The organism is Cupriavidus sp. 01L415 (genome assembly GCF_056400065.1).
On the sequence record NZ_JBFTSP010000018.1, the window covers coordinates 86,945 to 108,527 of the forward strand.

The following is a 21,583-nucleotide window of genomic DNA, read 5'->3' on the forward strand; positions in this document are numbered from 1 at the left end:
CCTGGTATGCGCGAACTTCGGCGAGAGGGCTCCTCATAAGGAGCGCCTTCTATTTCGCCATCCATTGGCCATTTGATTTTCCGAAGGATCGCGAAACGGCAGCGGCAACGGCATCGTCCTTACGTTGGAACCGACCCTGAATAGCGGCGACTTCGGCACCGACAATCATCGCTGCTACGCCTATGAAACAGCGCTTTTACACCCCGGTTGAAAAAGGTAGTCATGGCGCGCTCCTAAATGGGGGCCCTGTTCAGACTGCTCGGCAAGGAACGGGCCAAAGAACGCGGCGGATTTTCACTGGAAGGTATGCAAATTGCTGATCGAGGCGTGCCGCAAGGAGTTCAGCGAACTCGGCTACGACTCACAGCAATCACATCTGCTCGCCCATGCTGGCGTCATAGGACTTGGCGACAACCGAGGGACCTTCTGCAAATAGCATCATCCTTCCTTGGAAAGGCAAAGCAACTTCAATTCTGCCTCAGTCGGCAGGGCTGGTTAAATGACGCGATGCGGAAAGACCGGCGCGGCTTCCTAGCGGCCTTGAGCGCGGCGTCTTGTGGGTCCGGCGCCGCGCCCACCTGCAGGCCCCGCGGCGTACCAGCCGGGGGATTCGGCCGCGACCGGTTGGCCAACTAGGGCGGCGGCGCGCAACTCCTCGGCCCTCCACGCCCCGTGCCGCGCGTGGCTGGGCGTGCGCCCGCGCTTGGCTGGGAAGCCGAACTGTTCAATGAACACGCGATATTGCGCAACCCGGCCGGCAATGCCCGCCCACCAGCCAGTCTCGTGCGGCTCGTTTGCGGTGTCCACCGACCGAGATCTCGCGCGAGATCCGCGTGTGCATCGCCGGGACCACCACGCCCCGGCACGAGGCAAAACGAGCGGTGCCGCGCCTGGCTCGGGTGTAAAACCTGCAATGCTGCTCGCCAACAATGGCAAGGCGTTAGGCAATTGCTATGTCGTACTAAACGGCCTCCGACCCCGTTATTGGCCAGCAGTTCTTCGGCAGCTGTAAGAGGTGCGAAATAGCCGACTGGACAAGGCTACCCTTCCGGTTCATGTTGACCATCTGCCGAACTTTCGGGGGATCGCGCGGGCGGCCGCGGCGGTGACGTTATCTCTGCGGAGTCGTGCCTGAACGGCTGCAATACCAGCGCAGGCAAGCATCGCCGGCGATGCCTATCAGAAGCGGTACGAGCGGCTTCGCGATCGTTTTGACTAAGGCGCTCATTATAGGCTCCCTCACATCCTCGCGGATATCCGAGCAAGGAACGAGCCGACCCAGGAAGCTCCCAACGGCATTACGGTTTGGCAAAAAAAACCGTTCTCGCGGAATAAACGGAGAAGTCGCATCCGAACGATCCTCACGCGGGTTGCCGGGCGAAGCCCGCTGCGTTGCGCGCGATGTGTCGCGCAGACTGGATACCGGCACAACTCTCTGGTGTGGCAACGACGCCTCGCGGCCGCAGATCCGCCGCAGGCATGTTTGTTGCGCCATATCGGGCTCCAATCCACAACCGGAGACGGCCATGAACCCCAATAACCCCACCCTTGATCCCAGCCAAGGCGCTACCATCGTCGGCAGCGGTCTGGGCGAAGGCCCCGGCCCTGAAGTCATGGCTGCCTCCAGCCTGGACGGGACCAAGGTCTACGCTTCCGACAATGAGCATGTCGGCCAGATCAGCGAGATCATGATCGACGTACAAAGCGGACGAGTGGCATACGCCGTGCTGACCACGGGCGGCTTCCTGGGCATCGGGGATACCCTACACGCCATTCCATGGAGCGCACTGGTCATGGATACCGACGAAAAGTGCTTCCGGTTGGGCCTGACGGCGGAACGCATCAAGAACGCCCCAGGGTTTAACAAGGACAGTTGGCCAAGCATGGCCGATCCCCAATGGGCGACATCGGTCTACCGCTACTACGAGCGTGATCCTTACTGGACCGACGTGCGTGGCGCGCTCTGATTAGGAAGCGGAGCCAGTAGTAGGGCCTGCGCCTGCCAGCAGGTCTTACAGCTTTGCAGACGGTGATTCAGTCGGCTGATGTCCACGGCTGCAGCAATTGTTGAAGCCGCCGGACGCGGCATGCGAAGTGGTGAATTCTCGCGGTCATCACCCAGATGAGGCTCGAGGCAATCGACGCTGTCGGGCACGTCGCACCGATGCCGGGCAAGCTTGAGACTCGTCACGCCGGCCGCGCAGCGAGCCAAACTGGTTGGCATATAGCCAGGTGAATTCAGCGCCTAACAGAAATATCTGCGCGGAGTAGTAGACCCATACCAACACGACCACCAGGGAGCCTGCTGCCCCATAGCCCGTTGCGACCCCAGTCTTTCCAATGTAAAGCCCGATCAGCAGCTTACCGATTGAGAACAGGATCGACGTAACGGCGGCCCCCAGCCACACGTCGGGCCAGCGGACGTCCGCATGCGGCATGATCTTGTAGATCATGGCGAACACCACCGTAACGAGTACAAAGCTTAGCGCCATGTCCAGAAAGTGGCCGAACGCCTCCCATTCCCCAAATAAGGTGCCCCAATAGCGGCCAGCGGCAGCCAGTGCTGCGCTAGCTCACGCCTTCGCCCACGCGAGAGCGGTTTCGGCGGCCGCATCCTTCGAGGAAAAGCAACCGAGGCCTTCCGACTCCTCCAGCCGCCTGCTGCTCTTGTCAACGCCACCTGATGCAAGAAAATTACCATCGCCCGTGGGCAATGCAAATCCGCGCACGGTATAACCCCTGTAGTTTGCTGCATACATGACAGACCCCTTCATGTCGGCTAGTCGTACGTCTGCAATTTTAAATAGCAGCCTGACGAACGCACCCTTTCGGAATGTGCCCTGTCGCACAGTGGCCGCTCGGGACGTGAACGAGCCGCGGCCGGGCTCTTCACCTGGCACAACCCGCTGGACGAACTACGACCGTGACCCCTACTGGTCCGACATGCGCGGCGCGACTCGAGTACGATCTGAAGCAAAGGGAGAGGCCTGCGCGTGCCCGGCTGCTCTTACGGGCCGTAATGCAATCGACTGATGGTGGGCTGTCTCATGTATCACCACATGATGCATTCTCAATTGTTCCGCAGTGCAGACCGACCGTTCGGCATCTCCTTGGGCGAATAGCGGGAGGCATAGTCTCTTAGCGACGCGCCACGCGAACAGGAAACTTGGCGGCCTGAGACTGTTGGCAACAAAGGCAGGTCAAGGAGGATGACGGTCGCGAGTGAGTTGCGCCTGATGATCGGCGCATACGCTCATCCAAAAAGGGGGATGGGCACTCACCGAGCGGTGTGCAAAAAATGCGCATACCCGTAGCGCAAAACGATAAATGCCAATCGGCGGGCCACCACAGACCATTTCAAACGGGAGCGACAATGACAACGGCACGAGCTACGACCAAAGGAGAGGCCATTTGCCTGCTCAAGGCTGCCGGGGTTGGACTCGTCGAACTCGACTACGAGACTGGCTGGCGAGACGCCGCCGAACTCAGGCGCCTGGCTGGCATCCGCGTGGAGTATCGTGGACATGAGAGCATTGCTGTCAAATCGCCAACGGCGCTCGCTGCCGGCTTGAAGCGACAAAAAGTGACGTTCCGGCAACGAAATCTCTACTGTCAGTTTGAGCTCGGCGGCATGCCTGTATGCGAACTTGAGGCCCTCGAAGCAAAAGCCGCCAGGCTCGGGGACTACATCCTGGCCGGCCATTTGCTACGGGAAGTCGACACGACCTGGTCCGAATAGAGAAACACGCTCGCGCGCCCTGCCGTCGCGTTGCCTTGCCACCACGCGAAGATCTCGGCCATCAGGTCAACTTGAGCGGGCCAGCGGTAGATCGGCAGGCCGAACGTGCTTTCGGTGATGAAGGTGTCGCAGCGCACCGGCTCGAACGGGTCGCAGGTCCCGTCGGCCTCTACCTTGTAGTCGCCCGAGGCCACCCAGACCCGCCCCGCATGTTCCAGCCGCACCTGCGCCGACCCCAGGACGTGCCCGGCCGGATGCAGGCTCAGTGTGACGCCATGGTGGTGGATGTTGGCGCCATAGGGCAGCGTATCGAGCGTGATGCCGGGCAGGCGGGCCAGCAGCACGCCACGGCCCGGCTCTGCGCAGAGATAGTCGCCGTGGCCCAGGCGGGCATGGTCGGAATGAGCATGGGTGATGACGGCACGCTCGACCGGCCGCCAGGGATCGATATAGAAATCGCCGGGCGGACAGTAGAGCCCTTCCGGCCGCGCCACGATCAGATCGCCGCGCGCGCCTTCATCGTGCGCCATCGGCATGCATCCTTGTTCATGCGGCGGATTGTCGTTCTCCATTGACTGCCGCGCGCCGCTCCTTGCGGGCCTCCGCCATGCCCCGTATGTTGAGCGCGGCCAGCGCGAGTTGCAGCACCACGAGCGCCCAGGCGCTGGTGTGCAGGCCCCACCCCACCCACATCGCATTGCTGATCAGGAACACCCAGAAGCCAATCCGGCGCCGTCCCGTCGAGCGGCTACCCACCAGCCACGTGGCCGCTACCGTGATGGCCATGGCGGGCCATTGCAGCGCGTCGAGCCAGTCCAAGTCATCTCCCTTGTCGTCGAATACCCTCAAGGATAGGGTGTGTCCGCGCCGGCCCGCCAGCGTGGCGCGTCCCGTTTGGCTGTCGGCGCATTCTCACAAACGACACGGTTGTCCGCTCGCCCATCGGCAAGCGAGTGTGGCAACCACTGGCAACGACGCCAAGGTCTGTTTGAAACGGCCACCAAGTCTGGGAATCAACACAAGTCGACGGTTTCGGGCTTCGCGCGCCTGCAGCGCCATTTCCCCGCCACCCCCTCGCCACCCAACACGCTAGGCCAGCGCGCCCCCCTATCGACGTTAGCGTTTGAATGCGTGGCACACATTCTGCAGCGCTCACGATTCCACAGTTGTCATTGCGTGAGGAGATACAGCCATGCCCAAACAGCCGTCCCAGAAGAGCAAGCCAACCGGCGAGAAAGCGCATCGCGGACAGAATCCGGTGTCGACCGCGAAACAGGGCCCCGATACGAACCCCAGCCAGAACCGTGCGGCCGGCAGCAATCACGACGGCACTTACGAGAAAGCCGTCGCCGACCGGCTTGCCACTCGGCCCGGACGACTGGGTTCGCCAAGCGTCGGCAACCTGGAATCGAATGCCGGCAAGACGCTCACCACCAACCAGGGTCTGCAGATTCCACAGGATGACGATTCGCTGAAGCTTGGGCTGCGCGGCCCCACCCTGCTGGAAGATTTCCACCTCCGTGAAAAGATTACACACTTCGATCACGAACGCATACCGGAGCGTGTGGTTCATGCACGTGGCGCTGCGGCACACGGCTATTTCGAACTCGACGAGTCCCTGGAGGATTACACGACGGCCGATCTGCTAACCCGCGTCGGCGAGAAGACGCCCGTATTCGTGCGGTTTTCCACGGTGGCCGGATCGAGGGGATCGGCCGACCTGGCGCGCGACGTACGCGGCTTTGCCACCAGGTTCTACACGCGGCAAGGCAACTTCGATCTGGTCGGCAACAACATGCCGGTGTTCTTTATCCAGGATGGCATCAAGTTCCCGGACTTCGTGCACGCAGTCAAGCCGGAACCTCACAACGAAATCCCGCAAGCTGCTTCGGCGCACGATACGTTCTGGGACTTCGTTTCGCTGCAACCCGAGTCGATGCACATGGTGCTGTGGACGATGTCGGGGCGCGCGCTTCCACGCAGTTTCCGTACGATGGAGGGTTTCGGCGTGCACACGTTCCGCCTGATCAGCGCGAGGGGCGAAGCCACGCTCGTGAAATACCATTGGAAGCCCGTGGGCGGCGCACATTCGCTCGTCTGGGACGAAGCGCTCAAGATCAACGGGAAGGACCCCGATTTCCATCGGCGCGACCTTTGGGAATCGATTGAGGCAGGTCACTATCCACAATATGAATTCGGCGTGCAGCTGGTGCCAGAGACCGACATGCTCACGCTCGGCTTTGATCTCCAAGATCCCACCAAGCTGATCCCTGAAGAACTGGTGCCGGTGCGGCGTGTGGGCCGGATGGTGCTGGACCGCAACCCTGACAATTTTTTTGCCGAAACCGAACAAGTGGCTTTCCACCCGGGGCATATCCTGCCCGGCATGGATTTCACCAATGACCCGTTGCTTCACGCACGGCTATTCTCGTACATCGATACGCAGATCACACGGTTGGGTGGCCCCAACTTCCACGAGTTGCCGATCAACCGACCGCTGTGCCCGGTCCACAACAATCAGCGTGACGGCTTCATGCGGCAAACCATCGTGCAGGGCAAGGAAAGCTACCAGCCCAACTCGGTGAGCGGCGGATGCCCGTTCCTTGCGGGTGACAAGGACGCCTATCGGCACTTTCCTGTCCCCGCCGAGGACGGCGCGGTCAAGGCCCGGGTCCGCAGCCAGACGTTTGCCGATCATTTTTCGCAGGCCAACCTCTTCTGGCGTAGCCAGTCCAATGTCGAGCAGCAGCAAATCATCGCGGCCTATTCGTTCGAGTTGTCGAAAGTACTGGATTCAGCCATCCGCGCGCGTGTGGTCGGCCAGATTGTGCATATCGCCCGGGAACTTGCCGAAGGCGTTGCGCAAAACCTGGGCATCGACGTACAGCCCGTTGGCCCGGACATCCAGATCGACGACTACGGCATCGAAGCCTCGCCAGCGCTCAGTCTCGATGCGCAGCCCAAGGGCGACATCACGGGCCGCAACATTGCCGTACTTGTCAACGACGGCGTGAACGACGCCGTCATCGATTCCCTGAAGCAGCTGGCCAACGCCTCAGGCGCGAACATTCGACTCGTCGGGCCACGCGCGAGCAGCGTCACCACGACCAGCGGCATGTCATTGCCCGTGGATCACGCGCTCGCATCGGTCGGCTCGGTACTGTTCGATGCCGTTTACGTTGCCGATGACAACAATCCTCCAGCGGACCCCGATCCCGCCGCGCTGCTGTTCGTCAGCGAGGCATACAAACACTATAAGGCAGTCGGCGCGGGTGGCAACGGCGCAATGCTGATAGCGGAGGCGGCACGGCGCGCTGGCATCGAGGGCGGATTTGCCGGCCCAGGCCTAATTGTCGGCAAGGGCGAGCACGGCAAGCACCATCGGGAATTCCTGGACGCTGTAGGACAGCACCGCTGGTGGCAGCGCGAGGATGCGAAGAAGGTGGCAGTCTGACGAATCTACCTTTCTGGCCTAGGCGTGGCCGGACTACTTCGCGCTGATCATTCGGCGTGCCGAAGGTGGCTACGAACGGGACAGCGTCCTCGCATCGTTCAGCATGGTGCCGAAGAAATCATTCTCGCCGGCCACCCGATATTTCCCGACAGCCAACGGGCGTGTCGGGACAATTGGCAAGCTCCGGTCATTCGCCAGACACTGCAACGCGTGTCAGGTCGCACTCATACCCCCATACCGCTTTAGGTGCCATCCCATGACTCGAATCAGTGCTCGATGAGCTTTTCCGAGTCAATGAAGTTGGAGACGACCAGGCCGCAGACCACCGTCAACACGAGCGAGGACGGCCAGCCATGCCCCTCGCACGCGTTTGATATGTCTCACGGTCTTTTTTGCGCGACGCAGGAACGTCAGGAATGCCGAGGATGGGCGAGAAAAAATCGCAGCATTTCCGTGCTGGCATCCGGCCCTTTTGCGTCGGTATATGACCCGCCGCTGCCGCCACCGGCCCAGGCATGCCCAGCACCGTGAATCAGCCAGTATTCTGCATCCACACCGCCAGGCGGCGAGATCCGGTATCGTGTGTAGGCATGGCCCGCGCGGACGGTGTCCCACACAGTGTGCTTGTGATCGTGGCCTTGTTCATATGGCTCGATCAGTCGCGCCCCGTTCGACGCATGCACGGTGTGATCCGCATCGCCGTGAAACACGATCAGTGGACGCACCGGCCGCACCGGGGGCGCGACGCCTCGTCTGGAAGCGCCAAGTCCCTTGCCACCCTTCATGGCCGCCAGCGCCGAAGGCAGGTCATGCGCGCACCCCATCGGCAGGCCCGAATGGACCCCGCCGGCGGCAAAAATATCTGGATACTGCTGAATCAGCACCGCCGCCATCGCGCCACCGGCAGACAGCCCCGCGACATAGACCCGATCCGGATCAATGCGGTTACTGGCTATGACCTGGCGGGTGATGCCGGCGATGATCGACGGCTCGCCCCGGTCGGCTTGCTGGTCGCCAGGACGAAACCAGTTCCAGCACTTCGACGTGTTGGCATCGGCGGACTGGTTCGGGTACACCACCGCAAAGCCGAGTTTGTCCGCAAGCGCGTTCATGCGTGTGCCGGCGGCAAAATCATCGGCATCCTGCGTGCAGCCGTGCAGCATGACCACCAATGGCATCGGCTTCTGCAAATGCCCGGCCGGGATGTAGATCTTGTAGGACCGTTGCCCGGCCTGGTTGGCATAGGTGTGCCGGCTGAAGTGGCCGGGCATTGCAGTCGGTGGCGCGCGGCGCGGCGCGGCGGATTCCCCAGATGGCGCTGTATGGGACCGGCCCTGCAACGTGTTGTCCGTCAACAAAGATTGGACCACTTGCGCCGGCATCGGCGCTCGCGCTTTGCCTGTGTCGCCAGTTGGCGATTGGCCGCGAAGTGCGCGCTGGATGACGGCTGTCGCCTCCATCGGGCCCGCTGTCTGCAGCAGGTGCATGGCCTCATGCATCGAGGCAAGGAAGGCGTCGTTCATCTTCATGTTGAGGTCTCTGCAGGCCTGGCGAACCAGGTGCGGCGAGATTGCCGCGTACTACCGTATGCGCCCAGCCAACGCCGCTTTGACGGCGGCTGGCGCGTGAAAGGCGCCTAACACCACGACCGACTCGATCGTCGCCGACGCCAGTTCGGGGCTGACATCCGATGCAATGCTCGCCAAACCGAGCACATGAATGGCCAGTTTCTCGTTGGCCTTCAATGCCGCCTCGAGGTCTTGCTTAGAGAAATGCTGAAGTCCCAGCACCAGCGCCCGCCGCGTTGCCGTTTCCTGAATCGCCTGCGCGTGGACGGCTAGCTGGTTGCGGATGGCGGTGCGGATCAGATCGGTTCGGTTGGAATAGAAGCCTTCCTCCACCAACAAATCGATCCGGCCCAGATCGACCGGGCCGAGGTTGATGGTGATTTTCTCCGTCTCGCCTCCTTTCGGCCTAAGCGTCGATATTTGTGCGTTATAAGGCCTTTCCATTTTTCTCCTAGTTTGCAATTCAGGGAAGCTGAGCGCCGGCCACGTCTGCATACCCATCCATTTACCATCCCAATACCATCCGGTGGGATGGTTATAGGCCTGAATAAGTGCGCCGTCAAGTGCGGCAATTTGGGGTCCGGAGAGGTCTCGCTGCCGCGCGACGATAAATAGCTTGTCCCATGGCGAGCCGTTATTCATCCGGGGATACAGTGCGGACCGCCGCCCCTAACGCCGAAAGCGACAGTGTGGAAGTCACCGCGGTGCCCAGTCCACGCGGTGGACCGCCCTAGCCTCGCTCGCGCAGGTTTGCCTTGAGCGCGGCAAACCTCGGGGTTGATCAGGTTGGCTTCCAAATCCGGGGATGGGCCCAAGAAGTAGAGGTTGACGGACCACACGGTCGCCTGCTCAATGAGGCAATGGGGTATATCACGGTTGCCTCAAGCGGAGCGAGGAACCGCAGCAGTACTTTTCTCATGCATCACCCCCTGGGCGGGAGTGAGATCGGGGGACCATGCAATAGCGATCGATCGACCGCAGTCGAAATCCAAGAACCGCACCCGCTGGCCGTCTCCTCGATGGAGGACTCTTTCTTGAAGCCGTGCCCTAGTCGCGCCCGCATGCTCGAAAAGCACAATCTGGACGACGCGGGCTTGCTGGCAAACCGTCGTACTGCGAACGGGCCAGCGGGCATCGGCCCGAGGACTTGCCGACGCCGGAACCCGCATGCCGCAAATTCGTTTGCTCGGCATGTCTTTGGCGATGACCTAAAGCTTCGAACTAACTTGGCACACGGGCCACGAAAGTTCATGGCGCTCATTCGCTAGTCCGTCCAGAAAATACCGTTCTGATGACGTCCACGCTTTAAGCGAGGGTGGCAAAAAATACATAATCAGTTGGTTCGAACGCCCACAAGGCTCGGCCACGGAGTATGAGAATGCCCCAAAGCGAATCCTTGATGTGTTTGGTCAATGGAAGGCGCCAGACAATTTCAAGATCGAGTTATTCGTTATTCGCGTGGGTGAGTGGGGTGGGCATATGCTGGTGGACTGCGACGATCCGTTGACGGTTCACAAGGCTTGCTCAACATTCCCTGCATTTGAATTCCGGGCGCACCCCGTAATTGCCGTCGAAGACGCAGTCCGGGTCGAACTCGAAGCGATCGCCTGGCGCGACGGATTGAAAGGCAAGTGACGTCCGAGGCGAATCGCGGCACCATTACGTCGTGCCCACATTAATTTCGTTTGGCAGTCGCCAGCGTCTTCGCGCTTGCGCCGCCAGCCACCATAAGCGATTCGTCGCTGATCCGGCGCGATGACGAAATGGCGGACGCACCGGGAGCGTGCAGGTTGCACACGAGTCCGATGGGGGCGGTCCTACGACGGCCGACCGCACATCGTGCCATCTTCACCTTGCTAGCAGAAGCAGACCGGCATCCGACTCAGTAAGCGCTTTCCAGATCCAAAGCTAGTCATGCCGGCAATAGCGCCCCATAGGCGGCAGCCCACCTCAGCTTCACCCGCGCCGTCGAGGCACCGCGTGTCTCGCAGAGCGCCGTCAGCCAACAGGTATCCAGCTTGAGGAACGCGCAGGCAAACGCCTCATGGAACGCAGCGGCTGGACATTGCGGCACGCGAATTGGCTGCGACTTGCCAGCGCAGCTTCACTGCGCTGGGACGGGGTACCGCAGCAGATCTCGCGCAGCGCATTGCAATTCAAGGTCCCTCTTACGTTCGCGATGAAATGGCTGATGCAGCGGCCGCCGGGGTTTCAGGTACCCCCCCCGGGCCGAGCCGACCACTCTCAGGTTGCTCTCGATCTAGGGCGCTCAGCCGGTAATGGGCCTTTGGGCCACCCTCAACTGGGGGGCACGCCAGTTTCTCCCGTTGTTAGCTGCTGCCGACTCTCGCAGTCGCAAGGCTGGGGAGCGGCACATCACTGAGGCGTCTGTGGCCCCTCCAGCCGTGGCCCATCAACCGATTGGCCCGGGTGACCCATCGGGAGATCGAGTTACGCGAGAGGATGCTTCAGCCCGAATGGCGTCGATGCGTGCAGCCCTTAGCCGCTCCAGCGTTGCCTCCAGCGCTGCAATGAGTGATCGACAGGCCTCGATCGGGGCGGCGGCTGCGTCCAGCTCCGCAAGCGTGGCTCGCTGGCGGCATAAACGTGCTTCAGCTTCGACAATCGCCTGTTCGAGGGTCACAAGAGACAGCGCATCGCTCACATCCATTTCCATTGATGGTCCTCTGGGCGTCTGGAAATATATCAAGATGGGATGTATTTCCGAATTGTAGCAATGCCAGCGGTGCGCGCCAGCACGCTCCTCGGCGGACGGACATCTGAAGACGAGGTATCGCAGCAACACGGCTCGGCCTGAGTCCACGGCAGACGCCGCGCCGGTTGTGGAATCGAACCTATGCTGACTTCCGTTCCACACTTGCGGCCGAAAGCTGCGCGGGCGGCATGGCATCGACCTGGTCACGGAGACCATCCGCGGGATCAGGCTTGTGTTTCCAGCGCGAGCGTCTACCGTGAAGAATGGGGGCCTATGCCGTCGGCGCGAAGCAAGCCGCCCAACGATCCTCTCAACTGGAGGTGCTGCGATGACAACTCGACGAACATTTCTGAAGGGAGTATCGAGCGTTGTAACGGCCGCAGTGACCGGCATCGAGTCGCCGGCGAACGCACAAGCGGGAAAGCTTGATGCAAGCGATCCCCAAGCCGTTTCACTCGGATATAAGCACGACACAACAAAGGTGGATAAGGCCAAGTTTCCTAAACACGAGGCCAGCCAGAAGTGCAGTAACTGCCAATTGTTTCAAGGCAAGGTCAGCGACGCGTGGGGACCCTGCCCCATCTTCGGTGGTAAGCAAGTTGCGGCAAATGGTTGGTGCAACTCTTATGTGAAAAAGGCCTGAGAAATCAGGACGCGCGCCACTCTGAGCCATGATTCCACATCAAAGGGATCCCCCATTGCACTTGCCTCACTCTGGCCAGGGTACGCAATTTGCGCAAGGGATCTTTGCGGATGCCGAAAGTTGGGTTAGGTTGAATCCGCAGGGTGTTAGCAACGACGTGGTCAAGACGCGCTTCTTGCGAGCTCGCACGATGCTGCGTCAGTCCCTTGCCGAAAGGGGTGAAGCCCTACCTTCAAAGTACGTTCGGCTTTCAGGTCCGCGTTGTGACGCGGGGGTCCATCGTGTGCTCGGCGCCCTTCACCTGCGCGGATGGTCTGTCCGCTTTGATGGCGACGACATTCGGAGTGAGCCGTGTATCGGGCACTAACCAATCGGAGAGCAAACATGATGAAAATCGCAAGCATTCTTTTACCCGGCATGTTCATCTTTGCGGCCTATGCAGCCACGGCGCAGGAACCCGCCCCCAACGACGCTCAGATTGCCTCCATCGTGGTCACGGCAAACCAGGTTGATATCGATGCTGGCAAGCTTGCCGAATCCAAAGGATCGAGCAAGGACGTAAAGGCATTCGGCAAGCAGATGGTCACCGACCATACCGGTGTCAACAAATCGGCCACCGTCCTGGTAAAGAAACTGAAAGTCACGCCTGAGGACAATCCTACCAGCCAGAGCCTCAAGTCGGGCGGCGAAAAGAACATCCAGAAACTAAAGGGTCTCAAGGGTGCAGAATTCGATAGCGCCTACATCGACAATGAGGTCTCCTATCATCAGTCGGTGCTCGATGCCATGGACAAAACGCTCATTCCGAGCGCCAAGAACGAGGAACTGAAGGCATTGTTGGTCAAGGTGCGCCCGGCTTTTGTCGCGCATCTGGAGCACGCAAAGCATATCCAGACCGAGCTTGCCAAGAAGTAACTCCTTCAGACCATGCGAAACCCGTCTATCCCCCTGCTGATGACATTGGGATTGATGCTCGCCGGCCCGGTGCGGACCATCAGCGCCGGGCCGGCATCCCACACGGTCACGATAGACAGTACTCAATACTCGCCGCAGGAACTGGCTATCAAGGTGGGCGATACGGTTGTCTGGGTCAACAAGGACCCCTTCCCCCATACGGTGACGGCCCAAGCCGCTGCCTTCGACTCGAAAAGCATTGCGCCAGGCAAGTCGTGGAAGTACAGGGCGACCCAAAGGGGGGCCTATCCCTATATCTGTGGCCTCCATCCGACGATGAAGGGGATGTTGCGGGTCGAATAGACAGATTTCGATCCGCTTTTCCGTCTGTTAGTGCGTCTCTGACGAACGCGCCGAACGACTGCCATGGACCGGAAGCGCCGGTCTGCGCCCTCTCAACATAACTCGGCCAGTCTCGGCTAATAGCTCGACGAATCCATCTACTCGAAGGCACCGGCCGCCAGTCCGCTGTGTCGTGGGTGATCGTGATTTCCGAGCTATCGACATGTCGGAGGGCCAAGGCTTCCACCCACATAGATAAGCCTTCCGCTCGGATCCTTCAGAGCACTAAAGTCCTTGTCCTCATGTTCTGGTTTGAATGGACGCATGGCCGTAGATGCCGAGCACCATCTGATCGTCTCTCATGAGGTCACCAATATAGGCACCGATCAGGCGCAACTCAGCGCGATGGCTCGAGCCGCTCGCGATGCAATGGGAATAGCCGATCGTGGCTACTTCAGTGCGCAGGAGATCAAGGCATGCGCGGATACGGACATTGCTGTCATCTTGCCCAAGCCAGCGACGTCTAGCGCGAAGGCGGGAGGTCGGTTTGATAGGGCCGACTTCATCTACATTGCCCGAGACGACGAATATCAGTGTCCCGCTGATGAACGCGCGATCTACCGCTTTACGAGAGAGGAACATGGACTGCGGCTACGCCGCTATTGGAGTAGTGCTTGTCCGCAGTGCGCCATGAGATCGCAATGCACACCGAGTCCTTACCGACGCATCTCCAGATGGGAGCATGAGGAAGTGCTAGAGGCAGTCCAGCGCCGGCTTGATAAGACTCCCGATGCAATGACGGTTCGAAGGAGAACCGTCGAGCATGTCTTCGGAACCTTCAAGCATTGGATGGGCTACGCGCACTTCCTTACGCGCACGCTACCCAATGTAGGTACTGAAATGAGCCTGCATGTTCTCGCGTACAACCTCAAGCGCGTGCTCAGAATTCTCGGCTTCTCGAAGACAATGAAGGCGATGCGCCTGGCGGGTGCGTAAGCACCCATTTGAGCCAACAAAGCGGACAGAAGGTAGCCCTGAGGGGCCCATTAACGCTGGGCGCACCCTTTCGACGTCGTCACGGCCCGATTGACCGAGAATTCGAGAAGACGGGCTACGCCGCCCAGCAGATGTGCGTCGACATAGCCAATCCCGAGCCGTACAGCACCTGATCGCCGATCATCCGTCGACAAACGCTGCCAGCGCTATCCCCGGAATCGCCGTTGGGCATCGTACCGACAAGCGCTTACTAACAGGATGTCCGACCTTACCCTAATTAGGGTGATTAGTACATCACACGTCAGTGTTGCAACCAATCCGATGGGAACAGAAGTATCGTAAGCTCAATAAACGACCCGCTGCCCCGGGATCCAATCACCGCTCAAGTCGATGGCCCGATTTGGCGGTAGGACGGAACGAACCGGCACGCCTTCGTACGCACGCAGACAAAATTTCCCCCATTCACGGAATTCAAATGGCAGGTAGGCCCGGATGGCCGGAGGAACCAAGAGGTCACTCATGGCCCTCAGATCCTTAGCCGGCTGCGCCATGCGTCCATCACGATCACCTCGCGCTACTTGCACGACGACGATCTGCGGCGCGCCGATCAACTGGAAAAGGCATTTGGACGGCGATTAGCATGGACCGGCAAAAGCCGCTTAGGGTCAGCGCTCTCTCACTCAACAACATTTCGGCGGTAGGCCATAAGGATAAGCGTAAAAAAAAGCCTCATGAGTCATTTATCATCATTTATTTGACGTCGATAATTTATCGTCGTAAGATAATTAGCGATAAATCTTTCTGCTCCCTCCTATGACTCAGCCGAGCCCCGCTTCCGCGCGCTATACGTTTCGTCGCCCCGCCTTGGCCGCCAGCTTCTGCGCGGCATTGACCGGCGAAGCCCTGTTGGATGCGCGCTCGGGGCTCTTTCTGGCAGCCCCTCGACGGGTCGGGAAATCGACCTTTCTCCGGGAGGATCTCGTTCCTGCAGCGGAAAGCCGGGGCTGGACAACGGTGTATGTGGACTTGTGGTCGAACAAGGCGCAGGATCCTGGCGAACTCATTGCGGACGGCATTAAACGCAAGATCGCGGACTTCGCCGGCATCGTCAGCAAAGCAGCCAAGGCAGTTGGCCTGACCAAGGTGACGGTCATGGGAACGTTAGGCCTCGATGTGAGCGCCACGGGACTGCCGGCGGGCGTCACGCTCACGCAAGCCTTGCAAGCGTTGCGAAAGGCCGCTAACAAGCCTGTGCTGCTGATCGTCGATGAGGCACAACATGCGCTCACGACCGACAAAGGACTAGAAGCGATGTTCGGTCTCAAGGCCGCTCGCGACGCAATAAACGTTTCCGGCAAAGCTCCCGAACTCATGCTGGTCTTTACCGGATCGAGCCGCGACAAACTCGCTCATTTGGTCATGAATTCGCGCATGCCGTTCTTTGGCTCGCTGGTCACCCCTTTCCCGTTGCTGGATCGCAGCTTCACCGACGAGTACACGGCGAGCGTAAATCAAGCACTTGCGCCAAGCAACCAATTCGAGCCGGACGCCGTCTTTGACGCATTTGTGATGGTGGGTCATCGACCGGAGTTGCTCCGTCATTTGATCTCGTCCATCGCAATCGCTAACGAATCTCCCTATCTGAGCCAGCGCCTAAGAGAGGACGCCACACTGATTCAGGAACGGTTGTGGCATGACATCGAGAGCGACTTTGAATCTCTGTCGCCCGTGCAACAGGCCGTGGTACGGGTTATGGCGTCGAAGGCGGGACAGTTTTCCCCGTTTGGCGAGGCTGCTATAAGCGCCTACAAGTCGCTCCTTCCTCCGGACGCAACAGTGAACACCGCTACCGTTCAGAATGCCATTGATGCCTTGCGTGAGCGCGAGATCCTGTGGAAGGAATCGCGTGGTACCTATGAAATCGAAGATCAAGCATGGCTCACTTGGCTGCGCTCACGCGATTTGACATCTTGAGCATCACACTCTTTGCCTAGCGGACGAGGCGCGAAGCTCATCCGTTGCATCGACCAGTTGAATCCACAGTCAACAACAGCCTGTCGGGGGATCTAACTTTATCCATCCCTGATGTCCATACGTTGTACCTTGAGGTGTGCGCGTCCATGGGCTGCACCTTCCCGCTACCTGCGTACCGGTTTGGCCATAGCATAGACATCCGGCCGACTAACCGAGAGTCGCTGCAGATTCTGCGCTTTATGCTCAGATCGCGCTGCCCCGACACCCATGACTGGGCGCCGGGGTCGGAATGCGTCAGGCCGCCTTGCCTTCCAGCATCTTTACCGTATCGTCCGTGGTCCAGACCCCATTGGCGATGAAGCGGTAATTGACCAGCGCAGCGCCATAGCCGTCGCCTTCTGGTAGCTTCGGCCCGGCTACGGCGTCACGCACCACCGCCACCTCAAAGCCCTGCTCGAGCAGATCGCGCAGATGCGACTCCACGCACAGGTTGGCCAGCATGCCCGCGAGAATGACCTGGTCCACCCGCTGCTTGCCCAACTGGAGCTTCAGGTCGTTGACCTGCGGGCCATAGAGCTTGTGCGGCGAGCAGATGATGGTCTTGCCATCCTCGATGTACGGTTTGAACTCCGGGAGGAAGTCCGAGCCCGACCCACGGAAGCCTTCAAGCGACAGCGCGCTCGGACGGTCGAACAGGCCGAGGTTGTGCTGGAATATCTCCGCCCCACCCTGGAACTGCCACCGATGGTCCTGCGGGTAGTAGTAATGGGGAGAAATCGCCACCGTAATGCCGGCCTTCTTGGACGCCTGGAACAGGCGCAGCAGGTTCTGCACCATGTTCTGCTCGGTCACGCTTTCACCCACCACCGGCCACGCCTTGCCCTTCGGACTCATGAAATCGATCTGCGGATCGATGACGACGAACGCAACGCGCGCGAGGTCAAGCTTCATGCCCGTCTTGGGCAGCGCCGGTTTGGACGGATCTGCGTACTTGGCGACGCCACCGGCCGGCGCTGCGTTGGCCAGCGAGGGCAGTTGGCTAGACGCAACTGCGGCGGCGGCAACCGTGCTCTTCAAGAAAGTACGGCGGCCGTGAAATTCTGGGGTCTCACACACAATGATTCTCCATTCAATTCCGTAACACGAGCAGATGCAGTAGACGCACTGCCATGAATTTCTTAGATAGTTCTGAGGGCTGGTGAAACTCGTTAAGACGTTGGGTCAAAATGAATACTGGGTGAACTGACTGACGTTGCGTTCACCGAACCTGCGCTGCTCTGCTTGCCGCAGAAACTGCGTGGAGTGAATCCTAGACTGAGGCACGGCATGTCAGTAGTGCTGCCACGGTGCCCACGCTGTTGTCACATCGGCACCAATCTTTGCGCCATGCGTTGCGTGGTCCGCAGTACACGCTGCGACTAGTCATCCTCGGTCCAGCAGGGTCCGCCTTGGGCAGGCCGATGGTCTGACGACCGAGTTCGGCTCCTGCCGGCTGGCGCCGGCGTAGCTGATCTCGGGGTCGATCAGGCGCTTGCCGGTCACAAGCGGACATCGGCCAGTCGTGGCCTAGTGGCCATATCCAGACGCTCTTCGGTCAGTCGGCCGCCCACCGATCAATGCGAATGGGTCTGTCACTTCCTGCCCGCACCCCCTAAAGTTCAGGAAGCGAAGATCCGTAGCTCAGGCGTTGCCCTTGCTCCGATCCAACGTTCTGCTCTGCGCTGCCCTACCTCGGTCGAGCCTTCCTCCTGTCAGCGGTTTCGGAAAGGCGATAATGGCGTTTCCACCATAGCGCTGGTGCCGCTCCATCGGCACCGAGACAAGCATGAACTCCACTCCCCAGGACCAGGCAATTCCGCCGCAAGTGCGGCTGACCAGCTTCTCTCACGGCGGGGGCTGTGGTTGCAAAATCGCCCCGGGAGTCCTCTCAGAAATCCTGCGTGGCAGCGGGGCAGGATTCATGCCCAAGGAGTTGCTCGTTGGCATCGAAACGTCCGATGATGCAGCGGTCTATCAACTCAATGCGGAGCAGGCGCTCATTGCGACAACCGATTTCTTCATGCCGATCGTGGATGATCCGTTCGACTTCGGCCGCATAGCTGCCACGAATGCGATCAGCGACATCTATGCAATGGGCGGGCGACCTATCATGGCGCTTGCATTGGTCGCCATGCCGATCAATCAGTTGCCGGTGGAGGTGATCGGCAAGGTGCTTGAGGGGGGTCAATCCGTATGTCGCGCAGCCGGCATTCCGATCGCGGGCGGGCATACCATCGATTCGATTGAGCCCATTTACGGGCTGGTCGTCATGGGGCTGGCGCACCCATCCAGGATCCGGCGCAACCGCGATGCCCGCGCTGGCGATGTGCTTGTTCTTGGCAAGCCGCTGGGCGTGGGCGTCATGTCCGCAGCGCTAAAAAAGGGCGCACTCAGCGAAGCTGGGTACGGCCATCTGATCGATGCCACCACGAAGCTGAATACCCCTGGCATTGCGCTTGCAGAACTAGAGGATGTCCACGCGCTTACCGATGTGACCGGCTTTGGCATCGCCGGTCATACGCTGGAACTGGCCAGGGGCGCAGGCCTGAGGGCGGTGCTTCATTGGGGCCGTCTGCCGCTGTTGCCCGGGATAGCGCCGCTCGCGGAGCAGGGCAATATCACTGGCGCATCCCGGCGCAATTGGGAGAGCTACGGCAGCGAGATTCAGCTTGACACTGCGCTGCCTGCGATCGCCCAGTCGCTGCTCACTGATCCGCAAACCAGCGGCGGGTTACTCGTCAGTTGCGCGCCGCAGGCTGCAGACAACGTCGTGCGCCTATTTCAGGAGCAGGGCTTCGTCGACGCCGCTGTCATCGGACGGATCGAGGCCGGCGAGCCCGGGCTGGTGGTCCTGCCATGAAATCCCCTGTACGCGTTACCGATCGCCATACTTTCGACACGATAATTGACGCGCGCTCGCCAGCAGAGTTCGAGTTGGACCACATCCCTGGAGCATTGAACTGCCCAGTACTCGACAACGAAGAGCGCCGCATCGTGGGGACATTGTATAAACAGGTCGGTGCATTTGAGGCTCGCCGGATCGGCGGCGCCATGGTGGCGGCCAATCTGGCTCGCTACCTGCGTGGGGTTTTCGCGGAGCGTCCTTCCAACTGGAGGCCACTTATCTACTGTTGGCGGGGTGGCATGCGCAGTGGCGCCATGACCACCTGGCTACGTATGGTCGGTTGGGATGCCCAGCAACTTGCCGGCGGCTATAAGGCGTGGCGACGTCATGTGATCGACGCCATCACAACGCACGCCCCAATACTGCCGCTGATCGTGATCTGCGGCGCGACTGGGAGCGGTAAAACCCGGATCCTGCAGGCTCTGGCCGCGCAAGGCGAACAAACGCTGGATCTTGAAGCTCTAGCCCGGCATAGGGGTTCCCTCCTTGGGGCGATTCCCAGCGTCCAGCAGCCTTCTCAAATCGCATTCGAGACCAGCATCGCGGCCGTCATCGAGAAGATTGATTTGTCTCGGCCACTTTTTGTGGAGGGCGAAGGAGCGCGCATCGGACGCCTCAACGTACCCGTGCCGCTGGTCGAGCGCATGCGTGCAAGCCCTTGCGTCGAGATCATGGTATCGCTACCCGCGCGCCTGGCGCTTCTATTGCGCGACTATGCCTATCTGGGCGACCGCCCCGAATGGCTAGCGGGACAACTCGAAATCCTCAAGCCATTGCACGGCAAGGACACCATCGCAGCCTGGCAGAGCATGGCACGGCTTGGCAATCTGTCCGACCTGTTCGGCGAGCTAACGACCAGGCACTACGATCCTGCGTATTCACGATCCCAGCGAAAGCACTTTTACGACTGGGCAAATCGACGCATCATTACCGTCGATGACTTATCGGAAGAAAGTGTGGAGACGTTGGCGAGACACGTTGTCGCGACGTCGGTGCCCGGGAAGCCTGCCAACCGCAATTCGGATACCGCTAACTCGCCTTCGATCCGCACTCCAATAGAATTTCAAATGTCCGATGACGGCGCCGAAACGGACACTTGAAACAACCAGGTGTACGACTGAGGGTCGGTAGCTGCATTTAGCGGTAGCGCCATGCGGCCCAAAAAGGAATTCTATGGGCCTATGTCCGAGCTCGGTCGAAAACAGGCGCCCGAATTATGGCTTGACCAACATATCCCTGGCGTACTTGAGGCCCATGCCATAGCCCCCGCCAAAGCGCTCCACCAGTCCGCGAGCCCGGTCGTAGGTTTCCTTGCGCGTCCAGTCCCTCTGGAACTCGAGCAGGACCTGCAACCAGCTCGTCACCTCCGCGCCTTTGGAACGCATGCGGTCCAGTGCGTAGTGGTGGGAATCGATGGTCGCCCCGCCGCAGGCGTCCGCCACGACAAAGACCTGGTAACCCTCGGCCAGGCAGCAGAGGACCGGGAAGCACACACAGGCTTCCGTCAGCATGCCCGCGAACAGCAGCTTCTTCCTGCCGGTGGCAATCACTGCCTGCCGCGCGGCATCGTCTTCCCATAGGTTCATGGAGCGCCGATCGTACACCGGAACGTCGGGCAACAGCTCGCGAATGGCCGGAAACGGAGGACCGCTATACACCTTCGTTGCCGAGGTCGAGAGAATCGTGGGGACGTCAAATGTCCGGGCGGTCTCGACAAGTGCCACGAGATTATTGAGTAGCTGCTGGCGGTCCATGGACTGCACCGCGAATCCCAGGCCCGCCTGCGGATCCACCAGCACCAGTGCACACTCCTGCGGAGAATTGAGTTCGTCCATCTTGCACCTGCCTCAAAAGCTGAAATTAAGTAACGCAGCGCCCCAAGACATTCAGGCTAGTCGATCGTCGCCGGGTACCCAAGTACGCCTTCCAGCGCGCGCAGGATCGGACACTTGTGGCGGCATTGCCGGTGCCGCTAAGCGCGTGGTCAACCTTCTGCAAATTTTGGCCGTTTCTCTATTGCTACTAACGCGACTGTGGGCCGCAGCATACTGCAGTGCGTAATCACTAGCGCCCGGGAGGCGCATGCGGACATCTAATGGCCTGCCTTCCCACTGTTGCTGTTTCGCAAAAGATATGTAGGGGCGTGAAGTTATGACCTAGACTTAGAGTGCTTTCTCAAGGTTCGGCCGCCATGCAAAGTGCGTCAAGTAACGCGTTGCAGCGCAGCGTTCCTCCCGGGCGATTCTGACAATTGTTGGGCTCCTCTGGAGCGCAGCGGCAGACAGAACTGGGGATTGATGGAGGGGGACATGA

At 60.1% G+C, this 21,583-nt stretch carries 17 protein-coding genes and 2 pseudogenes; 11 read left to right on the top strand and 8 right to left on the bottom strand.

What is annotated here, in order from left to right:
- The first annotated feature begins 1,526 nt into the window (after nt 1-1,526).
- Complete coding sequence (locus tag AC1DOX_RS21990) at nt 1,527-1,967, top strand: PRC-barrel domain-containing protein (RefSeq protein ID WP_441620585.1); 441 nt, start codon at nt 1,527-1,529, stop codon at nt 1,965-1,967.
- Nucleotides 1,968-2,114: 147 nt separating this feature from the next.
- On the opposite strand, the gene AC1DOX_RS21995 is transcribed toward AC1DOX_RS21990, so the two are convergent.
- Nucleotides 2,115-2,561, bottom strand: a complete 447-nt coding sequence (locus AC1DOX_RS21995) for a YhjD/YihY/BrkB family envelope integrity protein (protein ID WP_441620736.1) — start codon at nt 2,559-2,561, stop codon at nt 2,115-2,117.
- Nucleotides 2,562-2,573: 12 nt separating this feature from the next.
- Entirely contained in the window at nt 2,574-2,759 is a 186-nt protein-coding gene (locus AC1DOX_RS22000) for a hypothetical protein (protein WP_477101641.1), read from the bottom strand.
- Nucleotides 2,760-3,373: 614 nt separating this feature from the next.
- Here AC1DOX_RS22000 and AC1DOX_RS22005 point away from each other — a divergent pair.
- Nucleotides 3,374-3,739, top strand: a complete 366-nt coding sequence (locus AC1DOX_RS22005; RefSeq protein ID WP_441620584.1) for a PHA-granule associated protein 4 — start codon at nt 3,374-3,376, stop codon at nt 3,737-3,739.
- On the opposite strand, the pseudogene AC1DOX_RS22010 reads toward AC1DOX_RS22005, so the two are convergent.
- Together AC1DOX_RS22010 and AC1DOX_RS22015 are read right to left on the bottom strand one after the other, a co-directional pair.
- Nucleotides 3,739-4,269, bottom strand: a pseudogene (locus AC1DOX_RS22010) (DNA ligase-associated DEXH box helicase); the annotation flags it as partial. The gene AC1DOX_RS22005 and the pseudogene AC1DOX_RS22010 overlap by 1 nt on opposite strands.
- A 16-nt stretch (nt 4,270-4,285) precedes the next feature.
- Complete coding sequence (locus tag AC1DOX_RS22015; protein ID WP_441620582.1) at nt 4,286-4,558, bottom strand: hypothetical protein; 273 nt, start codon at nt 4,556-4,558, stop codon at nt 4,286-4,288.
- Between the two features lie 373 nt (nt 4,559-4,931).
- Here AC1DOX_RS22015 and AC1DOX_RS22020 point away from each other — a divergent pair, with 373 nt between their 5' ends.
- The gene (locus AC1DOX_RS22020) at nt 4,932-7,193 is read left to right on the top strand and encodes a catalase (RefSeq protein WP_441620580.1); all 2,262 of its coding nucleotides are present in this window, start codon (nt 4,932-4,934) and stop codon (nt 7,191-7,193) included.
- A 410-nt stretch (nt 7,194-7,603) separates the two neighbouring features.
- Here AC1DOX_RS22020 and AC1DOX_RS22025 read toward each other — a convergent pair whose 3' ends face one another.
- Together AC1DOX_RS22025 and AC1DOX_RS22030 are read right to left on the bottom strand one after the other, a co-directional pair.
- Nucleotides 7,604-8,722, bottom strand: a complete 1,119-nt coding sequence (locus AC1DOX_RS22025) for an extracellular catalytic domain type 1 short-chain-length polyhydroxyalkanoate depolymerase (protein ID WP_441620578.1) — start codon at nt 8,720-8,722, stop codon at nt 7,604-7,606.
- A gap of 51 nt (nt 8,723-8,773) precedes the next feature.
- The gene (locus AC1DOX_RS22030; protein WP_441620734.1) at nt 8,774-9,205 is read right to left on the bottom strand and encodes a CopG family transcriptional regulator; all 432 of its coding nucleotides are present in this window, start codon (nt 9,203-9,205) and stop codon (nt 8,774-8,776) included.
- Between the two features lie 888 nt (nt 9,206-10,093).
- Between AC1DOX_RS22030 and AC1DOX_RS22035 the strand changes: the two genes are divergently transcribed.
- The 6 genes and pseudogenes from AC1DOX_RS22035 (at nt 10,094) to AC1DOX_RS22060 (ending at nt 16,326) form a co-directional block, all read left to right on the top strand.
- Nucleotides 10,094-10,396: a DUF3303 domain-containing protein gene (locus AC1DOX_RS22035; protein ID WP_477112583.1), complete on the top strand. Its 303-nt coding sequence runs from the start codon at nt 10,094-10,096 to the stop codon at nt 10,394-10,396.
- Between the two features lie 1,409 nt (nt 10,397-11,805).
- The gene (locus tag AC1DOX_RS22040; RefSeq protein WP_441620576.1) at nt 11,806-12,120 is read left to right on the top strand and encodes a high-potential iron-sulfur protein; all 315 of its coding nucleotides are present in this window, start codon (nt 11,806-11,808) and stop codon (nt 12,118-12,120) included.
- A gap of 417 nt (nt 12,121-12,537) precedes the next feature.
- Entirely contained in the window at nt 12,538-13,035 is a 498-nt protein-coding gene (locus AC1DOX_RS22045; RefSeq protein ID WP_441620730.1) for a DUF4142 domain-containing protein, read from the top strand.
- Nucleotides 13,036-13,047: 12 nt separating this feature from the next.
- Entirely contained in the window at nt 13,048-13,377 is a 330-nt protein-coding gene (locus AC1DOX_RS22050) for a cupredoxin domain-containing protein (RefSeq protein ID WP_441620574.1), read from the top strand.
- A 288-nt stretch (nt 13,378-13,665) separates the two neighbouring features.
- Nucleotides 13,666-14,352: pseudogene (locus AC1DOX_RS22055) on the top strand (transposase); the annotation flags it as partial.
- Nucleotides 14,353-15,165: 813 nt separating this feature from the next.
- Entirely contained in the window at nt 15,166-16,326 is a 1,161-nt protein-coding gene (locus tag AC1DOX_RS22060) for an ATP-binding protein (RefSeq protein ID WP_441620572.1), read from the top strand.
- A gap of 294 nt (nt 16,327-16,620) precedes the next feature.
- On the opposite strand, the gene AC1DOX_RS22065 is transcribed toward AC1DOX_RS22060, so the two are convergent.
- Nucleotides 16,621-17,403, bottom strand: coding sequence for a cysteine hydrolase family protein (locus AC1DOX_RS22065; protein ID WP_441620570.1), 783 nt, complete (start codon nt 17,401-17,403; stop codon nt 16,621-16,623).
- A gap of 748 nt (nt 17,404-18,151) precedes the next feature.
- On the opposite strand from AC1DOX_RS22065, the gene selD reads away from it, so the two are divergent.
- Nucleotides 18,152-19,225, top strand: a complete 1,074-nt coding sequence (selD, locus tag AC1DOX_RS22070; RefSeq protein WP_441620568.1) for a selenide, water dikinase SelD — start codon at nt 18,152-18,154, stop codon at nt 19,223-19,225.
- Entirely contained in the window at nt 19,222-20,370 is a 1,149-nt protein-coding gene (gene mnmH, locus AC1DOX_RS22075) for a tRNA 2-selenouridine(34) synthase MnmH (RefSeq protein WP_441620566.1), read from the top strand. Before selD ends, mnmH begins: the two co-directional genes overlap by 4 nt.
- A gap of 114 nt (nt 20,371-20,484) precedes the next feature.
- On the opposite strand, the gene AC1DOX_RS22080 is transcribed toward mnmH, so the two are convergent.
- A complete protein-coding gene (locus AC1DOX_RS22080) occupies nt 20,485-21,105 on the bottom strand; it encodes a hydrolase (RefSeq protein WP_441620564.1) in 621 nt (206 codons plus the stop codon).
- Nucleotides 21,106-21,583 lie beyond the last annotated feature (478 nt).